This is a genomic window from uncultured Deefgea sp. (assembly GCF_947072475.1).
Taxonomy (GTDB): Bacteria; Pseudomonadota; Gammaproteobacteria; order Burkholderiales; family Chitinibacteraceae; genus Deefgea.
In genome coordinates this window covers 14838-39295 of the sequence record NZ_CAMTIA010000027.1, presented here as the reverse complement: position 1 = coordinate 39295, position 24458 = coordinate 14838, and the positions used below count along the sequence as shown (strand labels likewise).

18 protein-coding genes are annotated in these 24458 nt (G+C 49.5%); 16 read left to right on the top strand and 2 right to left on the bottom strand.

Going from position 1 to position 24458, the window contains the following annotated elements; genetic code table 11:
• The first annotated feature begins 363 nt into the window (after window positions 1–363).
• The 13 genes from prfA to Q0V82_RS10125 all read left to right on the top strand — a co-directional run bounded on the left by prfA (window position 364) and on the right by Q0V82_RS10125 (window position 14425).
• The gene (gene prfA, locus Q0V82_RS10185) at window positions 364–1440 is read left to right on the top strand and encodes a peptide chain release factor 1 (protein WP_297575415.1); all 1077 of its coding nucleotides are present in this window, start codon (window positions 364–366) and stop codon (window positions 1438–1440) included.
• Between the two features lie 107 nt (window positions 1441–1547).
• Window positions 1548–3407, top strand: a complete 1860-nt coding sequence (locus tag Q0V82_RS10180; RefSeq protein ID WP_297575414.1) for a ribonuclease catalytic domain-containing protein — start codon at window positions 1548–1550, stop codon at window positions 3405–3407.
• Between the two features lie 236 nt (window positions 3408–3643).
• Entirely contained in the window at window positions 3644–4240 is a 597-nt protein-coding gene (locus Q0V82_RS10175; protein ID WP_297575411.1) for a hypothetical protein, read from the top strand.
• A 137-nt stretch (window positions 4241–4377) separates the two neighbouring features.
• Window positions 4378–4758 (top strand): aspartate 1-decarboxylase, encoded by a 381-nt coding sequence (gene panD, locus Q0V82_RS10170; RefSeq protein WP_297575409.1) that lies wholly within the window; start codon window positions 4378–4380, stop codon window positions 4756–4758.
• Window positions 4759–4895: 137 nt separating this feature from the next.
• Complete coding sequence (hemF, locus tag Q0V82_RS10165) at window positions 4896–5804, top strand: oxygen-dependent coproporphyrinogen oxidase (protein WP_297575407.1); 909 nt, start codon at window positions 4896–4898, stop codon at window positions 5802–5804.
• A 293-nt stretch (window positions 5805–6097) separates the two neighbouring features.
• A complete protein-coding gene (locus tag Q0V82_RS10160; RefSeq protein ID WP_297575405.1) occupies window positions 6098–6466 on the top strand; it encodes a response regulator in 369 nt (122 codons plus the stop codon).
• Between the two features lie 53 nt (window positions 6467–6519).
• Window positions 6520–6810: an STAS domain-containing protein gene (locus tag Q0V82_RS10155; protein WP_297575403.1), complete on the top strand. Its 291-nt coding sequence runs from the start codon at window positions 6520–6522 to the stop codon at window positions 6808–6810.
• The gene (locus tag Q0V82_RS10150; RefSeq protein WP_297575401.1) at window positions 6803–8956 is read left to right on the top strand and encodes a chemotaxis protein CheA; all 2154 of its coding nucleotides are present in this window, start codon (window positions 6803–6805) and stop codon (window positions 8954–8956) included. Before Q0V82_RS10155 ends, Q0V82_RS10150 begins: the two co-directional genes overlap by 8 nt.
• Before the next feature lie 37 nt (window positions 8957–8993).
• Window positions 8994–10640, top strand: a complete 1647-nt coding sequence (locus tag Q0V82_RS10145; protein ID WP_297575399.1) for a methyl-accepting chemotaxis protein — start codon at window positions 8994–8996, stop codon at window positions 10638–10640.
• A 13-nt stretch (window positions 10641–10653) separates the two neighbouring features.
• A complete protein-coding gene (locus Q0V82_RS10140; RefSeq protein WP_297575397.1) occupies window positions 10654–11247 on the top strand; it encodes a chemotaxis protein CheW in 594 nt (197 codons plus the stop codon).
• Complete coding sequence (locus tag Q0V82_RS10135; protein WP_297575395.1) at window positions 11234–12046, top strand: protein-glutamate O-methyltransferase CheR; 813 nt, start codon at window positions 11234–11236, stop codon at window positions 12044–12046. Before Q0V82_RS10140 ends, Q0V82_RS10135 begins: the two co-directional genes overlap by 14 nt.
• A gap of 129 nt (window positions 12047–12175) precedes the next feature.
• Window positions 12176–13237, top strand: a complete 1062-nt coding sequence (locus tag Q0V82_RS10130) for a chemotaxis response regulator protein-glutamate methylesterase (RefSeq protein ID WP_297575393.1) — start codon at window positions 12176–12178, stop codon at window positions 13235–13237.
• A 9-nt stretch (window positions 13238–13246) separates the two neighbouring features.
• Entirely contained in the window at window positions 13247–14425 is a 1179-nt protein-coding gene (locus tag Q0V82_RS10125) for an EAL domain-containing protein (protein WP_297575391.1), read from the top strand.
• 28 nt (window positions 14426–14453) lie between these two features.
• Here Q0V82_RS10125 and Q0V82_RS10120 read toward each other — a convergent pair whose 3' ends face one another.
• Entirely contained in the window at window positions 14454–15428 is a 975-nt protein-coding gene (locus tag Q0V82_RS10120; protein ID WP_297575389.1) for a methyl-accepting chemotaxis protein, read from the bottom strand.
• A 345-nt stretch (window positions 15429–15773) separates the two neighbouring features.
• Between Q0V82_RS10120 and Q0V82_RS10115 the strand changes: the two genes are divergently transcribed.
• The gene (locus tag Q0V82_RS10115; RefSeq protein ID WP_297575387.1) at window positions 15774–20444 is read left to right on the top strand and encodes a glutamate synthase-related protein; all 4671 of its coding nucleotides are present in this window, start codon (window positions 15774–15776) and stop codon (window positions 20442–20444) included.
• A complete protein-coding gene (locus Q0V82_RS10110) occupies window positions 20444–21907 on the top strand; it encodes a glutamate synthase subunit beta (protein WP_297575385.1) in 1464 nt (487 codons plus the stop codon). Before Q0V82_RS10115 ends, Q0V82_RS10110 begins: the two co-directional genes overlap by 1 nt.
• 178 nt (window positions 21908–22085) lie before the next feature.
• Here the strand turns inward: Q0V82_RS10110 and Q0V82_RS10105 are convergent, their stop codons facing one another.
• Complete coding sequence (locus Q0V82_RS10105; RefSeq protein ID WP_297575383.1) at window positions 22086–23750, bottom strand: hypothetical protein; 1665 nt, start codon at window positions 23748–23750, stop codon at window positions 22086–22088.
• A 352-nt stretch (window positions 23751–24102) separates the two neighbouring features.
• Between Q0V82_RS10105 and Q0V82_RS10100 the strand changes: the two genes are divergently transcribed.
• Window positions 24103–24432, top strand: a complete 330-nt coding sequence (locus Q0V82_RS10100; protein WP_297575381.1) for a hypothetical protein — start codon at window positions 24103–24105, stop codon at window positions 24430–24432.
• Window positions 24433–24458 lie beyond the last annotated feature (26 nt).

Sequence of the window (24458 nt, the reverse complement as noted above, 5' to 3'; positions counted from 1 at the left end):
GGGAGCGGGGAGCGGGGAGTTGGGCGTGGGGTGTTGGGAGTATATGAATATGGCCTTGAAGGGTTAAGGGTGATATTCATATACCTTCGTTTTGTCTTGCCTTGGTAGCAAACTGTTGATTCGTGTTGATTGTATTTAGGCGCGGTGTGGATTCGTGGTTAGGCACCGCATGGCTGTTCTGGATGAGGGATGATTGTGTCGGCGTTATACCTCGCTTTACCGCTGAGCCAGCCGCTGTCGTTTAAAAAACGAATGGGTTTATTCCAGACTGGCCTAAATCGACCCGAGTAAACCTTATATTTAGCAGTGGTTTGAGTTCTGCGAGATTTTAATCTTGCTGGCAACTCGCCTTATGGAAACCGCATGAAACCATCAATTCAAGCCAAATTATCGCAATTGGCTGATCGTTTAGAAGAAGTGAGCGCCTTACTGGCGTCCGAAGAAGCCACGCGCGATATGGATCAATATCGCAAATTAAACCGTGAATACAGCGAAATCACTCCGGTGGTTGAGTTGTGGCACGAATTTAATCGCATCCATGCCAATTTGGCCGATGCTGAGGCGATGCTGTCCGATCCGGAAATGGCTGAATTGGCCACGGAAGAAATCAAAGACGGCAAAGCGCGTCTTGAGCAACTCGATTACGATTTGCAAACCGCGCTACTGCCCAAAGACCCGAATGACGAGCGCAATATTTTCCTCGAGATTCGCGCCGGAACGGGTGGCGATGAAGCTGCGTTGTTTGCCGCTGATTTATTCCGCATGTATAGCCGCTATGCCGAGCGCAATCGCTGGCAAGTCGAAATCATGTCGGTGAATGAATCCGAACTTGGTGGCTACAAAGAAATCATTGCGCGCATTGTTGGCCAAGGCGCGTATTCGCGACTGCGTTTTGAATCGGGCGCACACCGCGTACAGCGAGTGCCAGCGACGGAAACGCAAGGGCGGATTCATACGTCAGCGTGTACCGTGGCGGTGATGGCCGAAGCCGATGAGATGGAGGAAGTGAATATCAATCCAGCCGATTTACGCATTGATACTTTCCGTGCCAGTGGTGCCGGTGGTCAGCATATTAATAAAACCGACTCGGCAGTGCGCGTGGTGCATATTCCCACCGGCATTATTGTGGAGTGCCAAGACGATCGCTCACAGCACAAAAATAAAGCCCGGGCGTTAGCGGTGCTGTCGGCGCGAATTAAAGACGCGCAAATGCAGGTGATTAACGCCAAAGAAGCCGCCGAGCGCAAATCGCTGATCGGCTCAGGCGACCGATCAGAGCGCATCCGCACCTACAATTACCCGCAAGGCCGGATGACCGATCACCGTATTAATCTGACCTTATACAAGCTCGATTACATCATGGACGGTGATTTGACTGAATTAACGCAAGCCCTGATGAGCGAGCGCCAAGCCGAATTGCTGGCGCAACTGAGTGATTAGTTCAAAACCTTTCAACGCAGAGACGCAAAGGCGCAGAGGAAAAACAATTCAAATGGTTTTCTCTGCGCCTCTGCGTCTTTGCGTCAGATTTTAAAGTTGGAATATAAATGAACGTATTTTACGAAGAAGATGGCAGCTTTAAGGTTGCAACGATCCAAGACGAGCAGCCAGCGAGTTTGCAAATCGAAGATACGCGCGGCAAGCGCAGCAAAATCAAGGCGGCCAATGTCTTGCTCAAGTTTGATAAAGTCGGTTTGGATGACTTTTTTAAAGCCGCGCAAAACGAGGCCGCTGACGTTGATGTGACTTTATTATGGGAATGCTGCGGTGGCGACGAGTTGAGTTTTACCGCGATTGCCGCTGAATATTTTGGTAAAAATCCAAGCTTAATTCAGCAAGCTGCTGCGGCGATCGCTTTGCACGCCGCGCCGATGTATTTTTATCGCAAAGGCCGTGGTAACTACAAAGCTGCGCCAGAAGAAAACCTCAAAGCCGCGCTGGCTGGTGTCGAGCGTAAACAGCGCGAAGCCGAGCAAATGGGCGCATGGCAAGCCGAATTACTAGCAGGTATCTTGCCAGAAGCCTTTAAACCCACGCTGGCCAAACTAATACATCGCCCAGACAAAAACGGCTTGGAATACAAAGCCTTGGCGCAAGCGGCGGAAAGCGCGCAAACGTCGACTTTGCGTTTACTGGATAAAGTCGGTGCGATTCCGAATATTGCGCAATATTTCCTCGATGGTTTTTTGGCCGAACATTTCCCTAAGGGACGTGGTTTTGCTGAATTTGAACCGGTGAGCGCACCGACAGATTTACCCATTGCCGACGTAAAAGCATTCTCGATTGACGATGCAACGACGACCGAGATCGATGACGCCTTCAGTTTGCAAAAATTGAAAAACGGTAACTGGCAAGTCGGCATCCATATTGCCGCGCCAGTGCTGGGTATTGCGCCAGGCTCGGCGCTGGATCAAGTGGTGCTCGATCGCCTGTCGACGGTGTATTTTCCCGGCGACAAAATCACTATGTTGCCCGACGACGCGGTGAATGTGTTTACGCTAGAAGAAGGCGCGGCGCGCCCAGCAGTATCGATGTATTTGGAAGTGTCGCTGGGCTTTGATATTTTGAGCTACCGCTCAGTGATCGAACGTGTGCCAGTGGTGGCTAACTTGCGCCACCATGATATTGAGCCGTATTTCAACGAAGAAACCGCCGGTCAAGACGGGCCAGATTATCCGTGGAAAGACGAGCTTAATTTCTTGTGGCATTTCGCCGGTGCGCTGGAAGGCCGTCGGGGTAAGGCCGATCAACCGCAACAAACGCGGATGGATTACAACTTTTATATCGACCGCGATGTGGTGGATGGCGTTGAGAGCGAAAAAGTACGCATCGTGCCGCGCAAACGCGGTGCGCCGATGGATAAGCTCGTCGCCGAGCTAATGATTTTGGTGAATAGCCAATGGGGTAAAGAGCTGCGCGACGCGCAAATCGCTGGTATTTATCGCTCGCAAGGCGGTGGCCGCGTGCGCTTGTCAACACAGGCTACAGCGCATGCGGGTCTTGGCGTTGAATGCTATATGTGGTCGAGCTCGCCGCTACGCCGTGCTGTGGATTACATTAATCAACAGCAATTAGTGGACATGCTGCGCGGCGAAAAACCGCGTTATCAAAAAAATGACGCCGAATTATTCACCGCAATTTCATCCTTTGACGCCGCGTATGCCGCTTACGCTGAATTCCAAGATAAGATGGAGCGCTATTGGTGCTTGCGTTTCATGGTGCAAGAAAACCTAAAAGACTTTAACGCGCAAGTGATTAAAGAAAATCTGGTGCGTATTGACGGCATGCCTTTGGTGCTGCGTGTCGGTGGCTTGCCTGAATTACCGGCTGGAACTACCGTCGCCTTGCAGCGTCTAAATATTGATTATCTTGATTTAACGGTCGAGATGCGTGTCGCCAGAATGTAAAGCCCAGCGTCAGAGCGAGTTTTTGGCGCGCTCTGTCGTTTTGCCATACTGAATCGACCGTTTGCGCTGGCATATTTACAATAATATTTGCTTGGCTTTCTATTGCTTGCCATCAAACTTTTGCACGATTACTGTTAAATGGACTTCAGCGCTTGAGATGATCGCGGCGTTGATGATTTGGAATCCGTGAATTTAGTGGCCGCGTTTAAGAATTAAACGCCTACTCACAAGGAATAATGATGCAGCCTAACCGCCGGCTCAGTGATTTTTTACCGTTGAAATTTGCCAACGGTAATCAAGTAAAGCAATTCTCTAAGCCCTGTGTTCGTTGCGGCACGATGCTCGACGCCAAACAAATGAATGGGATTGCGCGTTTGGTAGAAAACCATATTGCCATTGCCGCGACCGCGCAATGCCCAAAGTGCAGCGAAAACTTTGGCGTGGCGTGTGTGATTAACCCGGATAAGCAAGTGAAACGGGTAGTGTTGCCGCGCGTGTTGTTTAATTTGTATTTACGCGCTTTGCCAGTACAAAAAAACGAATTGAGCGCCGAATCGATACCCAATCGCGGTGCGATGTCACGCCCTGAAGTGCGCGATGCCATAGAAGACGCGGCCGAAATCGCGCGTCGGCAAGCGAGCGCTCAGCAAGTTAAAGCGCGAGATATTGTGCGTTCAGAAGAAGCGCTGGGTCGTTTTAACGAAAAAGCGATTCCGGCTTGGTTGCTTTTAGATGGACATCGCTTTGAATTTGAGCGAATTGCGCCGAACGCGCAAGTGGGCGAGGGCGAGTTTTTGCTCGATGATTGTTTGATCTATCGCGCTAAAGTTTAATTTATTCTGGCTGTGCATTGGGCATTTGCGCCAATGCAATTTATAATCGAGCCCTATTTGAAATGCGCTTAAGTCAACGCTCTGTTTAGGGCACTTGGTCCATCCTTTCGGTATGACCTGCAGCGCGGGAGAAAACCATGCAACGCAATATGCTCAAATCCAAACTGCACCGTGTAACAGCAACGCACGCCGAGCTGCATTACGAAGGTTCGTGCGCGATTGATGAAAATCTACTCGATGCTGCCAACATTCGCGAATACGAAGCGATTGATATTTGGAATATCAATAACGGCTCACGTTTCTCGACGTATGCCATTAAAGGCCAACGTGGTTCAGGGATTATTTCAGTGAATGGCTCAGCAGCACGCCATGCGCAAGTCGGTGATTTATTGATTATTGCGACGTTTGCCGATTATGCCGACAGCGAATTGGCCGACCATAAACCATCATTGATTTATGTTGATAACAATAATCAAATGACGCACAGCAAAAATGCGATTCCAACGCAGCAGCTCTGATTGCAATCCGGCGGCAGATTGAATCGCTGCCGACTTGCCTTTCACGGCCCAATCCCCTTTAGCCGCAGTTGCAAAAGGGGATTTTTTTATGCCTCGTTTGGCTAAAAATGACGCCGATCCACCGAAGGAATGACTCAATGAATATCACCGCAGTAAAAGAATACCTCCTGACGTTGCAGCAAAATATCGTCGCGACATTAGAAAACATCGATGGCTGCTGTTTTCAAACCGATTGCTGGCAGCGTCCAGAAGGCGGCGGCGGCATGAGCCGTGTGATCGAAAACGGCGCGGTTTTTGAGCGTGGTGGGGTGAATTTTTCGCATGTATTGGGCGCAACCTTGCCGCCATCAGCCAGCGCGCATCGACCGGAACTTGCGGGCTGTGCTTGGGAGGCGATGGGGGTTTCTTTGGTGCTCCATCCGCGCAATCCGTATATTCCAACGGTGCATATGAATGTGCGATTTTTTATCGCGCAGCCGGCGGCAGGTAGTGACGCAGAGCCAGTGTTTTGGTTTGGTGGCGGCATGGATTTAACGCCGTATTATGGCCACCGCGAAGATGCGACGCATTTTCATCAAACGTGTAATCAAGCATTAGCGGACTTTGGCAGCGATTTATATCCGCGCTTTAAAGACTGGTGTGACCGGTATTTTTATTTAAAACATCGCCAAGAAGCACGCGGCATTGGCGGGATTTTCTTTGATGATTTTTCTGAGCTGGGCTTTGCGCAAAGCTTGGCGATGTTGCAAGCGGTGGGCGATGCCTTTTTGCCAGCGTACACGCCGATTGTGGCGCGCCGCCGGGATTTGGAATACGGCCAGCGTGAACGCGATTGGCAAGCTTATCGCCGTGGCCGCTATGTTGAATTTAATCTGGTTTGGGATCGCGGTACTTTATTTGGCTTGCAATCGGGCGGGCGTACCGAATCGATTTTAATGTCGATGCCACCGCTGGCCGCTTGGCGTTATGACTATCATCCGGAGGCGAACTCGCCAGAAGCCGCCTTATTGAGCGATTTTTTACCGATTCAGCACTGGCTGGCATAAACCGTATTGGCGGGACGATCTTCGTGCGTTCCGCCCACCTCACCTCACTCATCCCATTATTCGATTCACCTCCCCCATGGCGCAATGCATGCTTGCGTTCATTCATCGTTTGATCTGCTTGTGGCTTACAGCCGCAGCGCCTCTTTGTTAGCAGCTGGTTTTGCGATTTAAACTGAAATAAAACCATAGATTTTTTGTGGATTTATTTCAGCTTGCGATAAGCAAAAAGTAAGCTAATTTAATATCTGTGTATCAATTCCCGAGTTAATGGCACTTTAGGCAAAGGGTATCGCATGGCGAAGACCATTTTAATTGTTGATGACTCATCGAGCATGCGACAAACCGTGGGTATGGCATTGAAAAAAGCCGGCTATGAGGTGGTGGATGCTTGCGATGGCCGTGATGCGCTCACCAAGCTCGATGGCCGTAAATACAATCTGATTATTTCCGATGTCAATATGCCGAATATGGATGGGATTAGCTTTGTGAAAGCCGCCAAACTGCTGGCCAATTATCGATTTACCCCAGTGATTATGTTAACCACCGAATCCGGAGAAGCACTTAAAAATGAAGGTCGTGCTGCTGGCGTTAAAGCGTGGGTGGTGAAGCCATTTCAACCGGCACAAATGTTGGAAGCGGTACAAAAACTGATCCTGCCTTAAAACGTGCGTTCCATTTCTGTGTATTTAGTTGAAAACCAAACGGTGAATCAGCAATGACTGAACTTATTTTGGACGACGAACAAACCATCTACCAAGTGCGCGACACTTATCTGCAACTCAAATCGATCATGAATGAAAGCAAAGGTTTGTCTTTGTCTTTATCGCAGATTCAAGAATGCGATTGCACTTTTGTGCAGCTCTTGCTGTGGGTCAAGCATGAGGCCGAGCGTCAACAGTTGCCATTGCAGTTGCTGCAACCGCCGACAGCGTTAGTCGAGCTGGTGAGCTTATTGGGTTTAAGCGACGCACTGTTCGCGTCAAATCAGGAGATGCCCAATGGATGATGAAGGACTACAGGCATTCATTGATGAAGCCAATGAGCTGTTGCAGCAAATGGAGCATATTTTGCTCGATGCAGAAAATGCCCAAGGCAATTCTGAGCTACTGAATGCGCTATTTCGAACGATGCATACCATTAAAGGCTCGGCGGGATTATTTGCGCTGGATGATGTCGTTAAATTTACCCACGAAGTTGAAAACGTACTCGATTTATTGCGAAATGGCAGCATCCAGCTGAATGAAGCCTTAGTGAGTGTCATGCTGCGCTGTCGTGACTATGTGCAAAGTATGGTTGATGCGCTGAGTAATGCCGCCATTATTCCGTCGCCAGAGGCTAGAGCCACTTTACTGGCTGATTTGCAGCAATATCAAGTGGCAAAAACCATGGCTACGCCAACGGTTCAAGCCAAGGCGCTCGACGTCGCGCCGCTGCTGTCAGTTGAAACGGCGTCCAGTTGGTTAATCTTTTTGGGCTTTGGCCCAGACTTATTGCGCCATGGTTTGGATCCGGCCAGTTTTCTGCGCTTTTTGACTCGACAAGGTCAGATTGAACAGGTGCTGCCATTAATCGATACGCGGTTAAGCACTAGCGACTTTGACCCTGAGCAAAATTATCTGCAATTTGCGCTGCGCTTTGCAGGTGACACCACGGCGGCGGCTTTGCAGGATGTATTTGAGTTTGTGCGGGAAGACAGCCTGATTTTGATTACCCCCTTGGCCGAGGCGCGCGATTTTTTACAGCAGCAAACTGAACAAATCCCCCACGAGATATGGGAAAAAATCAATGCGGCATGGGTTGAATTGGGCCTAGCACCGCTGCCGAGCGAAAAAATAGCGGCTGTTGATTCACCTGTCGTGGCTCATCCCGCCTTGGAAACCAGCTCCTTGGCCGGTGGTGCAAAAAAAGTCAAAACCGAGAAAGCTGGCGAAGCTACTTTTTTGCGGGTGGAGACTGAAAAGCTCGATAGCTTAATTAATTTGGTTGGTGAATTAGTGATTTCTGGCGCGGCGGGTAATTTACTGGCCAGTCAAAATGGCGCGATGGCTTTGCAAGAGTGGAGCTTGAGCATGAGTAATTTGATCGAACAAATTCGCGCCGGTGTGTTGTCGATGCGCATGGCGCAAATTGGTGAAGTGTTTCAGCGTTTTCCTCGCGTGGTGCGAGATGTGGCCAAAGAGTTGGATAAAGACATTCATTTAGAAATCACTGGCGCGGAAACCGAGCTGGATAAATCGATGATTGAAAAGCTTTCTGACCCCTTGATGCACATTGTACGCAATGCAATAGACCATGGTATTGAGTCCAAAGACGCAAGGATCAAGGCTGGCAAGCCAATACATGGCACGGTATATCTAAATGCGTATCACGAATCAGGCAGCGTCATGATTGAGGTGAGTGATGATGGCGCCGGCTTACGCCGTGACAAAATTCTCGCCAAGGCGGTTGAGCGCGGCTTGGTCAGCGCCGAAGCTCAATTGTCTGAGCAGGAAATCTATAGCCTGATTTTTGAGCCGGGATTTTCAACCGCAGAACAAGTGACTAATTTATCGGGTCGCGGGGTCGGCATGGATGTGGTGAAAAGAAGCATCGATGCGCTACGCGGTCATGTGATGGTTGATTCGGATGTGGGCGTGGGTACGGTGTTACGAATTCGTTTACCGCTCACTTTGGCGATTATTGATGGCTTTTTGGTTCGCAGCAGCAATGCCACGTATGTGGTGCCATTGGAATCGGTGATCGAATGTATTGAATTACCCGATGAATTAAAAATTGACGGTAGTTTGGATCATTTAAATTTACGCGGTGAAATATTGCCTTTATTGCGTTTATCGCATTTTCTTGAATTGGAATCGAGCGATCAAGCCATTGAGCGTGCCAATGTGGTGGTGATTCGCGCCAATGAACGAAAAGTCGGCTTAGTGGTGGATGCTTTATTGGGTGAGTTTCAAACGGTGATTAAGCCTTTAGGTACTTTATTTCAACATCTTAAAGCCATTGGTGGCTCAACGATTTTAGGTAATGGGCAGGTGGCGTTGATTTTAGATGTCAGTGAGTTGGTGCAGCATGTCACGCTGCGCGATGCGGAAATTTTTAGTTTTAACCATGAACTGGCCACTCGGTCGGCAATGCATAGCCATTTGGCATTTTGATTGTGTTTTCGGTCAGCACCGAAGTAAGGAGAAAGCGATGAATTCAACTAAAAACATGAGCGTTGCAATGCGGCTAGGGCTGGGATTTGGCGCGCTGGTGGTGATGCTATTGATCAGTGTTGCCGTGGCGGTGCAAGGTTTAACGCAAACAGATAATCAGCTTGATGACATTGTTTTGGTGAAATTTGCTCGTAATGATATGTATGCCTTGATGGTGGATCAGCTGCAAGAAGTTCGCGTACTCAATCGGCAAGCGGTGATCGAAGAAGATGAAACTAAACTCAAAGGCATTGCGGAAAAATACCAAGCGGCGAAAAAAATATTTTTAGAAACGCAAACCGCATTTAATAAATCACTGGAAGAGCACGATGGCCAAAATTCGCGCAAAGAGATTGAGATTCAAAATCAGCTCAAAGCCTTAATCCCACCCGTACTTGAGCTGTCAGATAAAATTCAAACATTAGGCGAGGCCAATAAAGCCGAAGAAGCAAAGGCAGTGTTAGAGCAAGCGATTATTCCAATGAATAATTTATTGCAAGTAGTGCGTGATTTGGGGGATGAGCAAACGCGCTTAAGTCTGATTGCCGGTAAAGAAACTACCGTCAGCGTCGACAACACCAAATGGTTATTGATGACGGTGGCGTTGGTGGCGCTGTTATTGTCGATTGTGATTAGCTGGCTGATTATTCGCTCGATTACGCGGGCCTTGGGTGGCGAGCCGTTTTATGTGCAAGCGCTGATGTTTGAGTTGTCAAAAGGCAATTTAATGATTGATGTCGCAGTGCGTGATAGCGATAAGACCAGTTTGGCTTATGGTATTCGGATCATGGTCGAGCGTTTACGCGGCATTATTATTGAAGTAAAAAGCAGCACCGATAATATGTCAGCCGCTTCAATGCAATTGTCGAGCACTTCACAAAGCCTATCGCAATCGTCCAGTGAGTCGGCCGCCAGTATCGAGGAAACCTCAGCATCGATTGAAGAAATGACTTCGTCGATTAATCAAACCAATGAAAACGCCCGCTTAACTGAAAGCATTGCCACTAAAGCCTCGCGTGAGGCATCTGAGGGCGGCTCTGCGGTGCGCGAAACGGTTGAAGCGATGCGTAAAATCGCCGAACGCATCCGCATCGTCGATGATATTGCCTACAAAACCAATCTATTGGCGCTCAATGCGGCGATTGAAGCGGCGCGGGCCGGTGAGCACGGCAAAGGCTTTGCGGTGGTGGCTGCCGAGGTGCGTAAATTGGCCGAACGCAGCCAAGTTGCGGCGCAAGAAATCAGTTCAGTGGCCAGCAATAGCGTGGCTTTGGCTGAGCGCGCCGGGAGTTTGCTGGATGAAATGGTGCGTTCAAGTACCAAAACTGCCGATTTAGTACAAGAAATTGCTGCCGCAGCCAATGAGCAAGCTAGTGGGGTTGGGCAAATTAATGGCGCGGTTCAGCAAATCAATAGTTCGACCCAAGCCAATGCCTCAGCCAGTGAAGAGCTGGCGGCTACGGCTGAAGAAGTCAGCTCGCAAGCGGGCAATCTACAAGATGTAATGGCATTTTTTCAAATTGATAGTTCTAGTCACCGCCGCAGCAATATGCAATCGGGTAAAGCGATGGGTAAAAAACCATCACAGGCTCAGCATGCACCCCAATCATCGGGCTTAGATGAAAATGATTTTGTTCATTTTTGAAAGGAGATGAAGCATGGGGGCGCTCGCATTAATCAATAAAATGGCCGGTAAAAGTGATGCAGAAGTTCAAATGCAAAGCACCGAGCAATATCTTTCATTTCAACTGGGGGGGGAGACGTTTGCGATTGGTATTCGCTCGATTCGAGAAATCTTAGAGTATGAATATTTGACCGAAGTACCGATGATGCCGGACTTTTTGCGTGGGGTGATGAATTTACGCGGCGCTGTCGTACCCGTCACCGATTTGGCTTTGCGCTTTGCTCGGGCTCGTACCGAGCTGGGTCGACGCACTTGTGTGGTGATTGTTGAGGTGCTAGACCCTGAGACTGAGCAGGCGCAATTGATTGGTGTGTTGGTCGATGCAGTACACGAGGTCTTAACCATTGCGCTGGATGATATAGAAAGAGCGCCGCAGTTTGGTAGCAAATTACGCACTGAGTTTATTTCTGGCATGGCGTGTGTGGATAATCGCTTTATTGTTTTACTGGATATTTCGCGGGTATTGTCGGTGGATGAAATGTCGGTTTTAGCCGGGATTGAGCATGATGGGGTGATGCCAAAAATGGATGAAAGCCAGACTCATGAAGAGTTCCATGCAATTAAATGATGCCACATTTGCTCGATTTAGCGCGTGGATGCGCGAGCAATCGGGCATGCATATGCCAGAGAGTAAAAAAACATTATTGCAACAGCGCTTACTCAATCGTTTAACCGCAAGGCAAGTGAGTACGTATGAAGCGTATTTACGCTTACTACAAGATCCAGACGAGGTGCAAGAGCAAGCGATTGCGGTAGATTTGCTCACCACGCATGAGACTTTTTTCTTTCGTGAGCGCAAACATTTTGATTGGATGCAGCATGAAGTGGCAGCGAGGCCTAAAAACAGTTCGCTCAATGTTTGGAGTGCCGCGTCATCGACTGGGGAAGAAATCTGGAGTCTCGCGATGATTTTAGCGCATCAGCTCGGTGAGCAAGCCAATTGGCATGTACTCGGTAGTGATATTAGTTTACGAGTCATTGCGCAGGCCAAAGCGGCGCATTATTCGCTGAATCGAGTGGACGGGATTCCGAGTGTGTTGATGCGTAAATATTGTTTAAAAGGGGTGGGCAAGCAAGATGGCTCTTTATTGATTGTCCCCGCGCTGCGAAATAAAGTGGAATTTAGGGTGATTAATTTAGCTTTGCCATTACCGGAGATTGGACTGTTTGATTTTATTTTTTTACGCAATGTACTTATTTATTTTGATGTGAATGGCAAGCAGGATATTTTAAATAAAGTAATAAAAAAGCTTAAAAGTAATGCTTATTTGTTTGTTAGTCATTCAGAAAGTTTATACGGCTTGAGTGAAGATTTAAAATTGATTCAGCCAGGTATTTATCAATATAAGTCGGTAGTGGCGGCTTGAGTTTGCTGTTTTTTTTCCGCTGATCATCTGTTGATGGGGCGATTTACTTAATTTGGCGCATCGATTGTGTTGATTTTAATATTGGCGATTAATGCAATCTTTTAGTTACGATATTCATCGGATAAAAATATGATTAAGGTCATGGTCGTTGATGATTCGGCGGTAATTCGTCAGGTGGTGAGTGCGATTTTAAATGCGACTACGGATATTCGCGTTATTGATTCCGCGCCTGATCCGGTTTATGCCCTTGAAAAAATGAAAAAAGACTGGCCCGATGTTTTGGTGCTGGATGTTGAAATGCCCAGAATGGATGGGATTACCTTTCTTAAGCAATTAATGAATGAGCATCCAACGGCGGTGGTGGTTTTATCCTCACTCACCACGCAAGGCTCAGCCACGGCGATTGAAGCTTTGCGCGCAGGGGCAGTGCAGGTCTTGGCCAAGTCCAGTTTGGGGGTCAAACAAGCGCTGCTGGATGATGCCGCTAGTTTGGTCAGTGCCGTTCGAGCCGCAGCTAGGGCCAAAGTGTCGTTGCTAAAACCGAAACCAGACACATCGGCCATTGTGGTTCGCCCAAAATTATCTGCCGACGTGGTGCTTGCGCCACCAACTCAGGGCGCGATGCTTCAAACGACGGAACGGATTGTGTTACTGGGCGCTTCAACCGGCGGCACGCAGGCTTTGGAGGAGGTGTTGAAAAAATTATCCCGCACCTGTCCACCGATTGCGATTGTTCAGCATATGCCCCCTAATTTTACTGAATCATTTGCCAAGCGTTTAGATCAGCTGTGTGATATCGATGTGCGTGAGGCCAAGCATGGTGATCGATTATTACCCGGTTTGGCTTTGATTGCGCCAGGTGGTAAGCATTTGATGATTAAGCGCAGCGGTGCTCAGTATCTGGTGGATGTCGTGGATGGTCCTTTGGTGAGTCGGCACTGCCCATCGGTGGATGTGTTGTTTCGCTCGGGCGCTAAATTTGCTGGCCGCAACGCGATTGGCGTGATTATGACGGGGATGGGCGATGATGGCGCGAAGGGCTTAAAAGAAATGCAAGAGGCTGGTGCAAAAACTTATGCGCAAGATGAGATGAGCTGTGTGGTTTTTGGTATGCCTAAAGAAGCCATTAAATTGGGGGCGGCCGATGAAGTGCTGCCATTGTCGCGAATTTCTAGCGTGATCGGCGCTTAAGGAGCCATTGTGTCAACAACAGTGATGGTGGTGGATGATTCTTCGGTGCAGCGGCGGCATGCTGTGAATTTGTGTCGAGAACTTGAGCTTGAGGTGATTGCAACCGCAGATGATGGCTTGAATGCTTTATTGCAACTGAAGGCGCCGACGTTAAAGCCCGATTTAATTTTGCTCGATTTAGAAATGCCGGGGGTGAATGGCATTGGCTTACTCAAAGAGCTAGGGCGTAGCCGTCAACAAGCCGGTATTTTAGTGGTGAGCTCTAGAGAAACCGTATTGCTTTCTTCGGTAGTGTCTTTGGGGCGTAGTGATGGTTTACATATTGTCGGTTCAGTACAAAAACCGCTGACGGCCGATTTATTGCGCGCGGCTTTGAGTGGATTTTCCCCACGGTCAAATATTGCCTTGAGTGCGGTCTTGCCTGCGGATTTAATCACTGCAATCAGCGCCGGTCAGATTGGTTTTGCCTATCAGCCACGGATTGATTTACATAGCCGAATGCTGCAAGGTGTACGTTTGTTACCAACGTGGGATGAGGCGGTTTTTCCGGGGCAAAATCGCCAGGTATTAACTGAGCAATTGTATGCCTTGCCGCAATTTACCGCGCTGGCGCAAAGCTTTATGACTCAGGCGCTGAATGATCTGGCGTCTTGGCAGCGGAATGGATTGCGATTGGTAATGAATATCCCTTTGCCTTTGGCGACCTTAGCCGCCTATACCATGGCCCCGACTTTTTTAAGTGATTTAGATGCATTACAACTCTCGCCCAGTTCAGTGGTCTTAGAGGTTGCTTGCTGGGATGGGCGTGACGATGCGGCGAGTATTCTGAATACTTTATTGCAGCTCAGGATTAAAGAGGTGGGGATTGCCTTTGTCGATCGTGGGCAAGGCTTTACTTGGCTTGAAGAGCAAGGGCAACTGCCTTTGAGCGAGTTTCACTTATCCGCTGGCTTGATTGAGCGCGCTCAACACCAAGAGTTGAGTCAATTATTGATTAAATACAGTATTCAGCTGGCGCATGATTTATCGCTGAAAACCTACGCTAGCAATGTAACAACGCCAGCGCAGTTACAGCGATTGCAAGATGCGGCTTGTGATTATGTATCGGGAGCAATGATAGGCGAGTTAATCACTGCCGATGAAGTACCGAATTGGAGTAAACAGGCTGCGCTCAGTGGCAAAGCTTAATTCTATTGCAGTCATGGGATCGGCGAATTTAAAAAAAATCAATGCCAGAGTTGACCGCTGCACTGGGGGGCGACTTGCCGGCGTGAAGCTTTTTTTGTTCATGGGCGGTGTAGCTCAATTCGAGCTCGTTCAACCACTGGCTTTGCGCGGGTAATGGGCTTTGTTTGGCCAGTAGCTGTTGTAATTTGTCCATATCCCCTTGCACATGCCCCATGATTTGCCCCATTCGATCTTGGTATTGCAGGTGCACCAAAACTTCATGAATTTCTTGCTCGACGGCTTGGCTTTCAGTATTGAGTTGCTGCACGGTTTGGCGCAGTTGATCGGCTGTTTGATGAAAGTCCTGTACCACCGCATCAATCCTATTTTTAGATGCGTCGATGATGCGCACCTCGGCGATCGATTGGTTTTTGGCTGCCGCCAAAGCGCACTCTATCGTGGCATTCATCGATTCGACTTTGCTGCAAATATGTTTGCCGGTTTCACCCGACAGCGTCGACAATTTACCGACTTCATCGGCCACCACCGCAAAACCTCGACCTGCTTCTCCAGCTTGCGCCGCTGCAATGGCCGCATTGAGTGCCAATAAATTAGTTTGCTCGGCGATTTCAGTGACTGACGTCGCCATTTGTTTGAGCTCGATATTTAATTGCCCTAAGCCTTCTAGTTCAATCAACAGTGCCGCGCGATCTTTGAGCACTTGCTCGAGCGCTTTGACAATATTGTTTAGTTGCGCCTCAGAGCGATGAATGGTGGCAATGATATTGCCGCCGTGTGAGCTCTCTGAAGCCAAACGAATCGTGCCACCTAGGCTTTCGATAATGCAGGAAAAATGTAAGGCCAGCTGATCCACTGCGGCTTGGCTTTGATCACGCGCCAAGCCTAGATTGCGATGCCAAAGCGGCAATAAATCCACTAGTAATAAGGGCAAATCACTGTGAATGGGCGTCTGTGGTGGCATCCCTGCCGCGCGTTGTTGCGCTTGATTTTGCGGGTCGCTCATCCGTAATGCGCCACCGATAAGCACACCAAGCAATAGACCTTGCCACCAAACTGAGGCAATCAGGCTACTGATTAGGCAATTTATTATTGTAATTGCAAGCAAATGCGAGGTTTTTATGGACATTTTTCGTAATTTTTATGTAGGCTATTGGCTCGTCATAGAAGATAAATCTCGCTTCGGCTAGTGGTGTTTCGCCTGATTTTGCTTAAGTTTTGGTTTTTTATTGTTTCAGCAGCAAATTATTCTGGCACACTCATCCATTGGGCGATTTTTTCTTGATGAAGTCGGTTAAACGATGTGGTGAAGTCTGCTACTCAGACATTGATATTGCATAGGAATAGACGAATGGACATGGCATTTCCTAACGAGCAGGGGATGTACGACCCCGCCAATGAACATGACGCTTGCGGCGTCGGTTTTGTTGCTCACATCAAAGGCCAAAAAAGCCATCATATTATTGAGCAAGGTTTGCTCATTCTAAAAAATATTGACCATCGCGGCGCAGTCGGTGCCGATGCTTTAGCCGGTGATGGTGCGGGTATATTGATCCAGATCCCTGATGCGCTATTTCGCAAGGTGACACTCACCCAGGGTATTGTTTTACCGCCGATGGGCGATTACGGTGTAGCAATGTGCTTCTTGCCACAAGAAGCCGCCGCCCGCGCCGCCTGTGAAGAAGAAATCGAGCGCGCGGTGCGTGCCGAAAAACAAGTGGTGTTGGGTTGGCGTGATGTGCCCGTTAATCACGATATGCCGATGTCGCCGCTGATTAAAGCCACTGAGCCAGTGATTCGCCAACTCTTTATTGGCCGTGGCAATGATGTCTTGGTGACCGATGCGCTAGAACGCAAGCTGTATATCATTCGCAAACGCGCCAGCCATGCCATTCGCGCCTTAAAGCTTAAATACGGTGGCGAGTATTACATTCCGTCTTGTTCGGCTCGAACCATCAATTACAAAGGTTTATTACTCGCTGACCAAGTGGGCGAGTATTACCTAGATTTGCAAGATCCTGCCTGTATCTCGGCGCTGGCCTTAGTACATCAACGCTTCTCGACCAATACCTTCCCAACTTGGGATTTAGCCCATCCATTTCGCTATATCGCGCATAACGGCGAAATCAACACTTTGCGCGGCAATGTGAATTGGATTCGTGCGCGTGAAAAAGCCATTAGTTCGCCGGTGTTGGGTAAAGACATCGACAAAATTTGGCCGCTGATTTATCCGGGACAATCGGATTCGGCATCATTTGATAACGCGCTCGAACTCTTGGTGATGGGCGGTTATTCGCTAGCGCAAGCGATGATGATGATGATTCCTGAAGCGTGGGAACGCAACGGTGAAATGGATGAAAATCGCCGCGCCTTCTATGAATATCACGCCGCGATGATGGAACCTTGGGATGGCCCGGCCGCAGTGGCGTTTACCGACGGCCGCCAAATCGGCGCGACGCTCGATCGGAATGGCTTGCGTCCGGCGCGTTATTTAGTCACCAATGATGATTTGGTGGTGATGGCGTCTGAATCGGGCGTGTTGCCGATTAGTGAAGAGCGCATTAATAAAAAATGGCGTTTGCAACCGGGCAAGATGTTCTTGATCGACTTGGAGCAAGGTCGGATTATCGACGACAAAGAGCTCAAAGACAGCCTCGCCAACGCCAAGCCGTATCGTGAATGGATTGAAAAAATCCGCATTAAGCTCGATGACATCGAAGGCGACGATGGTGACGTGAGTTTCCCGCTGCCGGATGCTCACTCGCTGCTCGATCAGCAGCAAGCTTTTGGTTACACGCAAGAAGACCTCAAGTTCATTTTGGAACCGATGGCCAAAGCCGGTGAAGAGCCGACGGGCTCGATGGGTAATGACGCTGCACTGACGGTGTTGTCGCGTAAAAATAAGCCGCTGTATCACTACTTCAAGCAATTATTTGCTCAGGTAACCAACCCACCGATCGATCCGATTCGTGAAGAAATGGTAATGTCTTTGGTGTCGTTTATCGGCCCGAAACCTAACCTACTTGGCACGACCGACATCAATCCACCGATTCGTCTGGAAGTGACGCAACCGGTATTGTCGAGCGCTCAGTTTGAAAAAATCCGCAATATCGGCCAATACACAGGCGGTAAGTTTTATTCGCATCAACTTAATATCTGCTACCCCGTTGCTTGGGGTAAAGAAGGCGTTGAAGCGCGCTTAGCGTCTTTGGTCGCCGAAGCGGAAGACGCTGTTAAATCGGGCGCGAATATTTTGATCGTTTCTGATCGGGCGATGGATGCCAAACACGTGGCGATTCCGGCCTTGCTGGCAACGTCGGCGATTCATCAGCACTTGGTGAAGCGCGGTCTGCGCACCAGCACTGGTTTAGTGGTTGAAACCGGCTCAGCGCGGGAAACGCACCATATTGCCTTGCTCGGCGGTTATGGCGCAGAAGCGGTGTATCCGTATTTGACCTTGGCCACGTTGGCGGATTTGGCGTATGCCAATGGCGGCGACGCAGAACTGGCAGCGAAATATCAGAAAAACTTTATCAAAGCCGTGGGTAAGGGCTTGATGAAAGTGATGTCAAAAATGGGCATCTCAACGTATATGTCGTACACCGGCGCGCAGATTTTTGAAGCGATTGGTTTACAAAAATCAGTAGTGAAAAAATACTTTACCGGCACCGCGAGTAATATTGAGGGTATTGGTCTGTTTGACATTGCTGAAGAAGCGGTGCGGCTACATACCTCGGCATTTGGTAGCGATCCTGTGCTCGCCAATCAGCTCGACGCTGGTGGCGAATATGCCTTCCGGATTCGCGGTGAAGACCATTTGTGGACGCCAGATTCGATTGCCAAATTGCAGCACGCAACACGCAGCAACTCGTATTCAACGTACAAAGAATACGCCGCGCTGATTAATGATCAAAGCCGTCGTCATCTCACGCTACGTGGTCTGTTTGAAATTAAACCAGCAGGCGCGCCAGTGCCGTTGGCAGAAGTTGAATCGGCAGCCGAGATCGTGAAACGTTTTGCCACTGGCGCGATGTCGCTTGGCTCGATTTCGACCGAAGCGCATACCGCATTGGCAATTGCGATGAACCGCATCGGCGGTAAATCCAATACCGGTGAAGGTGGTGAAGACGCAGCGCGTTTTGGCGTGCTAAAAGCCGGCCAAACACTGTCCGAAGTCATCGGCAAGAACCGCATTGAGCGTGACTATACGTTTAAAGAAGGCGATAGCCTGAGGTCCGCCATTAAGCAGGTGGCATCGGGCCGCTTTGGGGTCACCACCGAATACTTGGTGAACGCCGATCAAATCCAAATCAAAATGGCGCAAGGCGCTAAGCCCGGTGAAGGCGGTCAACTGCCGGGGCATAAGGTTTCGGAATACATCGGTAAATTGCGCCATTCGGTGCCGGGCGTGGGCTTGATTTCGCCACCGCCGCATCATGATATTTATTCGATCGAAGACTTGGCGCAGCTGATTCACGACTTGAAAAACGTCAACCCAGTGGCATCGATTTCAGTGAAATTGGTCGCTGAAGTGGGCGTGGGCACCGTGGCGGCCGGGGTGACTAAAGCCAAAGCCGATCACTTGGTGATTGCCGGTCATGACGGCGGTACTGGTGCTTCACCGCAATCGTCGATCAAACATGCGGGCGGTCCGTGGGAATTGGGGCTGGCTGAAACCCAGCAAACGCTGGTGCTCAATAAACTACGCGGTCGAGTTCGGGTGCAGGTTGACGGCCAAATGAAAACCGGTCGCGACGTGGTGATTGGTGCTTTGCTCGGTGCGGATGAATTCGGTTTTGCCACCGCGCCCTTGGTGGTGGAAGGCTGCATCATGATGCGTAAATGCCATCTGAACACTTGCCCAGTCGGCGTGGCGACGCAAGACCCGCTGCTGCGTCAGCGTTTCTCGGGTCAGCCTGAGCATGTGGTGAATTACTTCTTCTTCGTTGCCGAAGAGGCGCGCCAAATCATGGCCGAAATGGGCGTTCGTACCATTGATGAATTGATTGGCCGTTCTGATTTACTCGATAAACAGGCAGGGGTAGACCACTGGAAGACCAAGGGTCTGGACTTTAGCAAGATTTTCTATCAGCCCAAAGCCGGGCCAGAAGTCTCTCGTTTACACGCCGAAGTACAAGATCATGGTCTGAACAAAGCGCTCGACAATCAATTGTTGGCGCAAGCCGCTCCAGCGCTGGAACGCGGTGAAGTGACCAAAATTAGTCTCGCCGTGAAGAACATCAACCGCACCGTTGGCGCAATGCTCTCGGGTGAAGTGGCACGTCGTTACGGCCACGCTGGCTTGCCGGAAGACACGCTGCAAGTGGCGCTACACGGCACGGCTGGGCAAAGTTTTGCCGCCTTCTTGGCGCGCGGCATCACCATCACTTTGACCGGTGAAGGCAATGATTATGTCGGTAAAGGCTTGTCGGGCGGGCGGATTGTAATTCGTCCAAATGCGGCATTTAGCGGCAAAACCTGGGAAAACATCATCGTTGGCAATACTGTGCTATTTGGCGCGATTGCCGGTGAAGCGTTCTTTGCCGGCGTCGGTGGCGAGCGGTTTGCGGTGCGTAATTCCGGTGCCACGGCGGTGGTTGAAGGCTTGGGCGACCATGGTTGTGAATACATGACCGGTGGTACTGTCGTTGTTCTGGGGCAAACTGGGCGCAATTTTGCCGCAGGGATGTCGGGGGGTGTGGCGTATGTTTACGATCCAGAAGGCGTGTTTGCAGCGCGCTGCAATATGGCGCAAGTTGCGCTAGAGCGGGTATTACCCGCTGCAGAACAAGCCGCGCCGTTGCACAATGACCTTGCCGATGAAACCCAGCTCAAAGCGTTGATTGCTCGCCACGCTGAGTTAAGCGGCAGCGCTCGTGCCAGCCAGTTGCTGCAAGATTGGCCAGTGAGCCGTGCGGCGTTTGTTAAAGTGTTTCCGAATGAATATCACCGGGCATTAAACGAAATGGCCGCAGCCAATGTGAATGCCGCAGCCGCAACCGCAGTGAAGGAGATTGCATAATGGGCAAGCCAACTGGATTTTTAGAAATTGATCGCGTTAAAGACAGTTACGAGCCGGTGGCCCAGCGCCTCACGCATTATCGGGAATTTGTTCCGGCATTAAGCGATGACAAAGCCAAATTGCAAGGCGCACGCTGCATGGACTGCGGCATTCCGTTTTGCAATAACGGTTGCCCAGTCAACAATGTGATCCCTGATTTTAACGATTTGGTGTACCACCAAGACTGGAAAACGGCGTTGGATGTGTTGCATTCAACCAATAATTTTCCGGAGTTCACTGGCCGTGTGTGCCCTGCGCCGTGCGAAGCGGCCTGTACGCTGGGCATTAATGATGATCCGGTCGGGATTAAATCCATCGAGCGCTCGATCATTGATAAAGGCTGGGAAAACGGCTGGGTGCTACCGCAAATCGCTGCGGTTAAAACCGGTAAAAAAGTCGCCATCGTTGGCTCTGGCCCAGCGGGCTTAGCTGCCGCGCAGCAATTGGCGCGGGCAGGTCACGCGGTGACGGTGTTTGAAAAAAACGCCGCTGTGGGTGGTCTATTGCGCTACGGCATTCCGGATTTTAAATTAGAGCAATCGGTGATTGATCGTCGTTTGGCGCAATTAAAAGCCGAGGGTATTTTGTTTAAGACCAATACCGTTGTTGGTTCTAAAGACATACCTGCTGGTATCGTTTGCGATGCGCAAACCGTGATCACCCCAGCAGAGCTTGATGCTCAGTTTGACGCGGTGATTTTGGCCGGTGGCGCAGAAGTGCCGCGTGATTTACCCGTAGCGGGGCGCGAGCTAAAAGGCGTGCATTACGCTTTGGAATTACTGATCGCGCAAAACAAACAAGTGGCTGGCGGTGCTGCAAATCCTATCCATGCGGCAGGTAAACACGTCGTGGTGATTGGGGGTGGCGATACCGGTTCTGACTGCGTTGGGACGAGTAACCGGCATGGCGCAGCGAGCGTGACGCAACTTGAATTGATGCCGCAACCGCCAGAGCAAGAAAACAAACCGCTGGTTTGGCCGTATTGGCCGGTCAAAATGCGCACTTCAAGCAGTCATGAAGAAGGTGCTGATCGCGATTTCGCGGTGCAAACGCAAGCGTTTGTCGGTGAGAATGGCGTACTTAAAGCGCTGCAGTTGGTGCGTTTAGAATGGCAAGACGGCAAACCGACCCCGATTGCTGGCAGTGAATTTGAGCTGCCAGCCGATTTGGTGTTCTTGGCGATGGGCTTTACCCATCCCGTTGCCAGCATCCTTGATGCTTTTGGCGTTGAGAAAGATGCGCGTGGCAATGCCAAAGCCACCACTGAGGGCCAAGCTTGCTATCAAACCAATCTCGCCAAAGTGTTTGCTGCGGGTGATATGCGCCGTGGTCAATCGTTAATTGTGTGGGCCATCCGCGAAGGCCGCCAAGCCGCCCGCGAAGTCGACCAATTTTTGATGGGCAAAACAGTACTACCACGTTAATGGGTATTGGTCTGTAGCCCTTTTTAATTAAGGGCTACAGGCAGATACATTAATAAAAAAGCCAGCGTATGCTGGCTTTTTTGTTTTCATACACATGCTGTTGATTGACTTACTTTTAGCCTTACTAGTCCAAAGCCAGTAATCGCTGGCTTTGGGCTGGTATTCACTGCTGGTCGTTTTATTCGCGGGTCATATCAAAATAAGTGGTTTGCAATATTAATTGCGCGGCAATGGTTTGGTTCATATAAAACGGCTGCTTAATCTTTAAGCCATTACCGTTGGTGGTGAATGTATAGCGTACGGTGTAGTAGTTTTTTTGCTCGGGTGCGGCCTTGTTAAAGCCATCAGTGATGGTTTGCCACATTTTTTGTGGCATGCGAAATTGTAGCTGGTTGGCCTTCGGGGCTGTGAAGTGCCATCGACCACCAAGCGGATGAGTTGGCAATGCGCCGACCCAGTCTTTGCCATCGGAAACAGAGGCGCCAACGGGCGATTCTCCACCTTTATCAGCGCCTGTGCCTTGAATGTCAGAGAGTTCAAGGCTGAGTACAGGGGCACCAAGAATCGGGCTGCCGACCGATAAATCGCCGTCTTTTAGGCTGTGAAACAGTTCAATTTTAAGTTTGACCTGCTCACCTGATGCGAGTGGCGTGATATAGGCGGGCAATAATTTGGCACTAATCGATTGGTTTGACCATGAACTTGCAAAGAATGGGTAGTATCCATGCGAGTGCCACATTTCAACCCCTTGTTGCGCTGTCGCGGCAGGATATTTAGTGTGGTAGGTTTTCTCCGTTAGGCTATTCCAGCCCCAATTTTTTTCCGGATTGCTGCCCCACACGGTCCAAACTAAGGACCAGTTGTACACCCCAAAGCCAATGTCCTTGCTGGATTCATCTAAGAAAACACTGCGATGCCCGAGGGCGGCCATACTATCCCATTCGCCCTCATTCCAAATGGCAGATAAGCGCTCATTACTGCTGAAGTGGTTCAAATTACTCTGGTCACCACCGGTATTCCCGACTTGGATATTGGCACTGGAGCGACTATGGTAGCCCGCATCAAAGGTGACTTTCTTAATGCCGTATTTTTCATTGGCGATTGTCCAACTTGGATAATGGCCACTGCCCCCTTCGGGTACCACTTGACGGCCAAGCCATGCTCCAGCTTGTGAGTTCGTTTGTTTATAGTTGGAGATATACGAGCGCTGAGCACCATACAGCGCACGAAAGAAATTATAAAAATCTAAACGATTTTCCAGAAACTCCCGCTTATAGACGCCAACATCATGGTCGGCCGTATTGAAGGGGGCTTGGCTTGCAAATACCGGAGGGTGTTTGAAAATAGCACCACCATCAAATTCTCGGAACGGATTATCAGCAATCCCAGACGCATGCCGGATATCTCGGTGCCAGCGAACTAGATCGTCTTTTTTGGTACTGGCTTGGTCATTGCCTTTGGCAGAAGCATTGTTATAAGAAGTAGTCGGCTCGCGAATATAATCAATGACTCGCGGATCGTCCAAATCCAGATAGGGAATCATATTGTCTTGAATGAGGCGTTTGCGAAACGAGAAATCATTGAGCAATAGATCTTCTTGCTGGTTGGTAAAAAGGTCATCCTCAAGGCAACTAGCATCCTTACAGGGTGTGGTTGGCAGTGTGGCTACCGGTGGCAAGCTAGGCGCTGGAGAAGCACTCGGTATTGGAGAGGCGCTCGGTACGGGTGCTAAGCTGGGCATTGGGTTGACGCCAATACCAGGTTGCTCTGGGTTTGGTGACTCACCGCCGCCACAAGCGGTTAGCAAGCCTAATAAAATCGGGGCGTATAGAGAACGGTACAAGTGCTAGCTCGCTTTAGATCGTCGTGAAGAGGGTTAATGTATAAAGTTTGCGTCTATTTAATGCCGTATTTATGTGTTTAGTAAATAAGAATTTGATTATATTGACGATGTTTTGTGCTGTGTGTGGCTGATTTTCCACGATGTGGTGGAGCGTCGGAGCGTCGCTCAGAGGCCGCGGGGTATTTGCTGGTGCAAGAGGTATTAATCTTTCGGTATCGTCAATTGGCCGTATAATCAATGCATTCTAATCTTGATGGGTTGATGGTTTGATGCCATCGAGATTTATCAGCTTGAGTTTTTGACGGCGTTTAAAGCCTCAACGATTCAGGCTATCACGTAGGGATGAGACCAAATGGAAGAAGTTCAAAACGAAGACGTTCAAAACGAGCCTAGTAACTGGCATGTAATTTTACGGCCGAATCATGAGCGTAAAGTGTTAGCCAAAAGCAAGATGTATCGCTTACGCAATAATCAACCTGAGCGTTTAGACGTTTTGGAAGACATCGTCGGTAATTCACAGTTTAAATACAATCGATTTGCTCGCGTGATTGATTCGCCTGAGCAATATTTAGTCGATCGTTTGCGCGCCGAATGCATCGAAAAAATCGGTCATGACCGCGATATTGTGCATTATTTGATCGCCATTGCGATTGAGCGCAGTGAGCTAACAAAACGCCGCTAAAATCGGCAAATTGAGTCGGTTTGCGT

What these genes read in the sequence shown, in the direction of transcription:
- prfA (WP_297575415.1), top strand. Translation starts at nt 364, where the DNA reads ATGAAACCATCAATTCAAGCCAAATTATCGCAATTGGCTGATCGTTTA.
- Q0V82_RS10180 (WP_297575414.1), top strand. Translation starts at nt 1,548, where the DNA reads ATGAACGTATTTTACGAAGAAGATGGCAGCTTTAAGGTTGCAACGATC.
- Q0V82_RS10175 (WP_297575411.1), top strand. Translation starts at nt 3,644, where the DNA reads ATGATGCAGCCTAACCGCCGGCTCAGTGATTTTTTACCGTTGAAATTT.
- panD (WP_297575409.1), top strand. Translation starts at nt 4,378, where the DNA reads ATGCAACGCAATATGCTCAAATCCAAACTGCACCGTGTAACAGCAACG.
- hemF (WP_297575407.1), top strand. Translation starts at nt 4,896, where the DNA reads ATGAATATCACCGCAGTAAAAGAATACCTCCTGACGTTGCAGCAAAAT.
- Q0V82_RS10160 (WP_297575405.1), top strand. Translation starts at nt 6,098, where the DNA reads ATGGCGAAGACCATTTTAATTGTTGATGACTCATCGAGCATGCGACAA.
- Q0V82_RS10155 (WP_297575403.1), top strand. Translation starts at nt 6,520, where the DNA reads ATGACTGAACTTATTTTGGACGACGAACAAACCATCTACCAAGTGCGC.
- Q0V82_RS10150 (WP_297575401.1), top strand. Translation starts at nt 6,803, where the DNA reads ATGGATGATGAAGGACTACAGGCATTCATTGATGAAGCCAATGAGCTG.
- Q0V82_RS10145 (WP_297575399.1), top strand. Translation starts at nt 8,994, where the DNA reads ATGAATTCAACTAAAAACATGAGCGTTGCAATGCGGCTAGGGCTGGGA.
- Q0V82_RS10140 (WP_297575397.1), top strand. Translation starts at nt 10,654, where the DNA reads ATGGGGGCGCTCGCATTAATCAATAAAATGGCCGGTAAAAGTGATGCA.
- Q0V82_RS10135 (WP_297575395.1), top strand. Translation starts at nt 11,234, where the DNA reads ATGCAATTAAATGATGCCACATTTGCTCGATTTAGCGCGTGGATGCGC.
- Q0V82_RS10130 (WP_297575393.1), top strand. Translation starts at nt 12,176, where the DNA reads ATGATTAAGGTCATGGTCGTTGATGATTCGGCGGTAATTCGTCAGGTG.
- Q0V82_RS10120 (WP_297575389.1), bottom strand. Translation starts at nt 15,428, where the DNA reads ATGAGCGACCCGCAAAATCAAGCGCAACAACGCGCGGCAGGGATGCCA.
- Q0V82_RS10115 (WP_297575387.1), top strand. Translation starts at nt 15,774, where the DNA reads ATGGACATGGCATTTCCTAACGAGCAGGGGATGTACGACCCCGCCAAT.
- Q0V82_RS10110 (WP_297575385.1), top strand. Translation starts at nt 20,444, where the DNA reads ATGGGCAAGCCAACTGGATTTTTAGAAATTGATCGCGTTAAAGACAGT.
- Q0V82_RS10100 (WP_297575381.1), top strand. Translation starts at nt 24,103, where the DNA reads ATGGAAGAAGTTCAAAACGAAGACGTTCAAAACGAGCCTAGTAACTGG.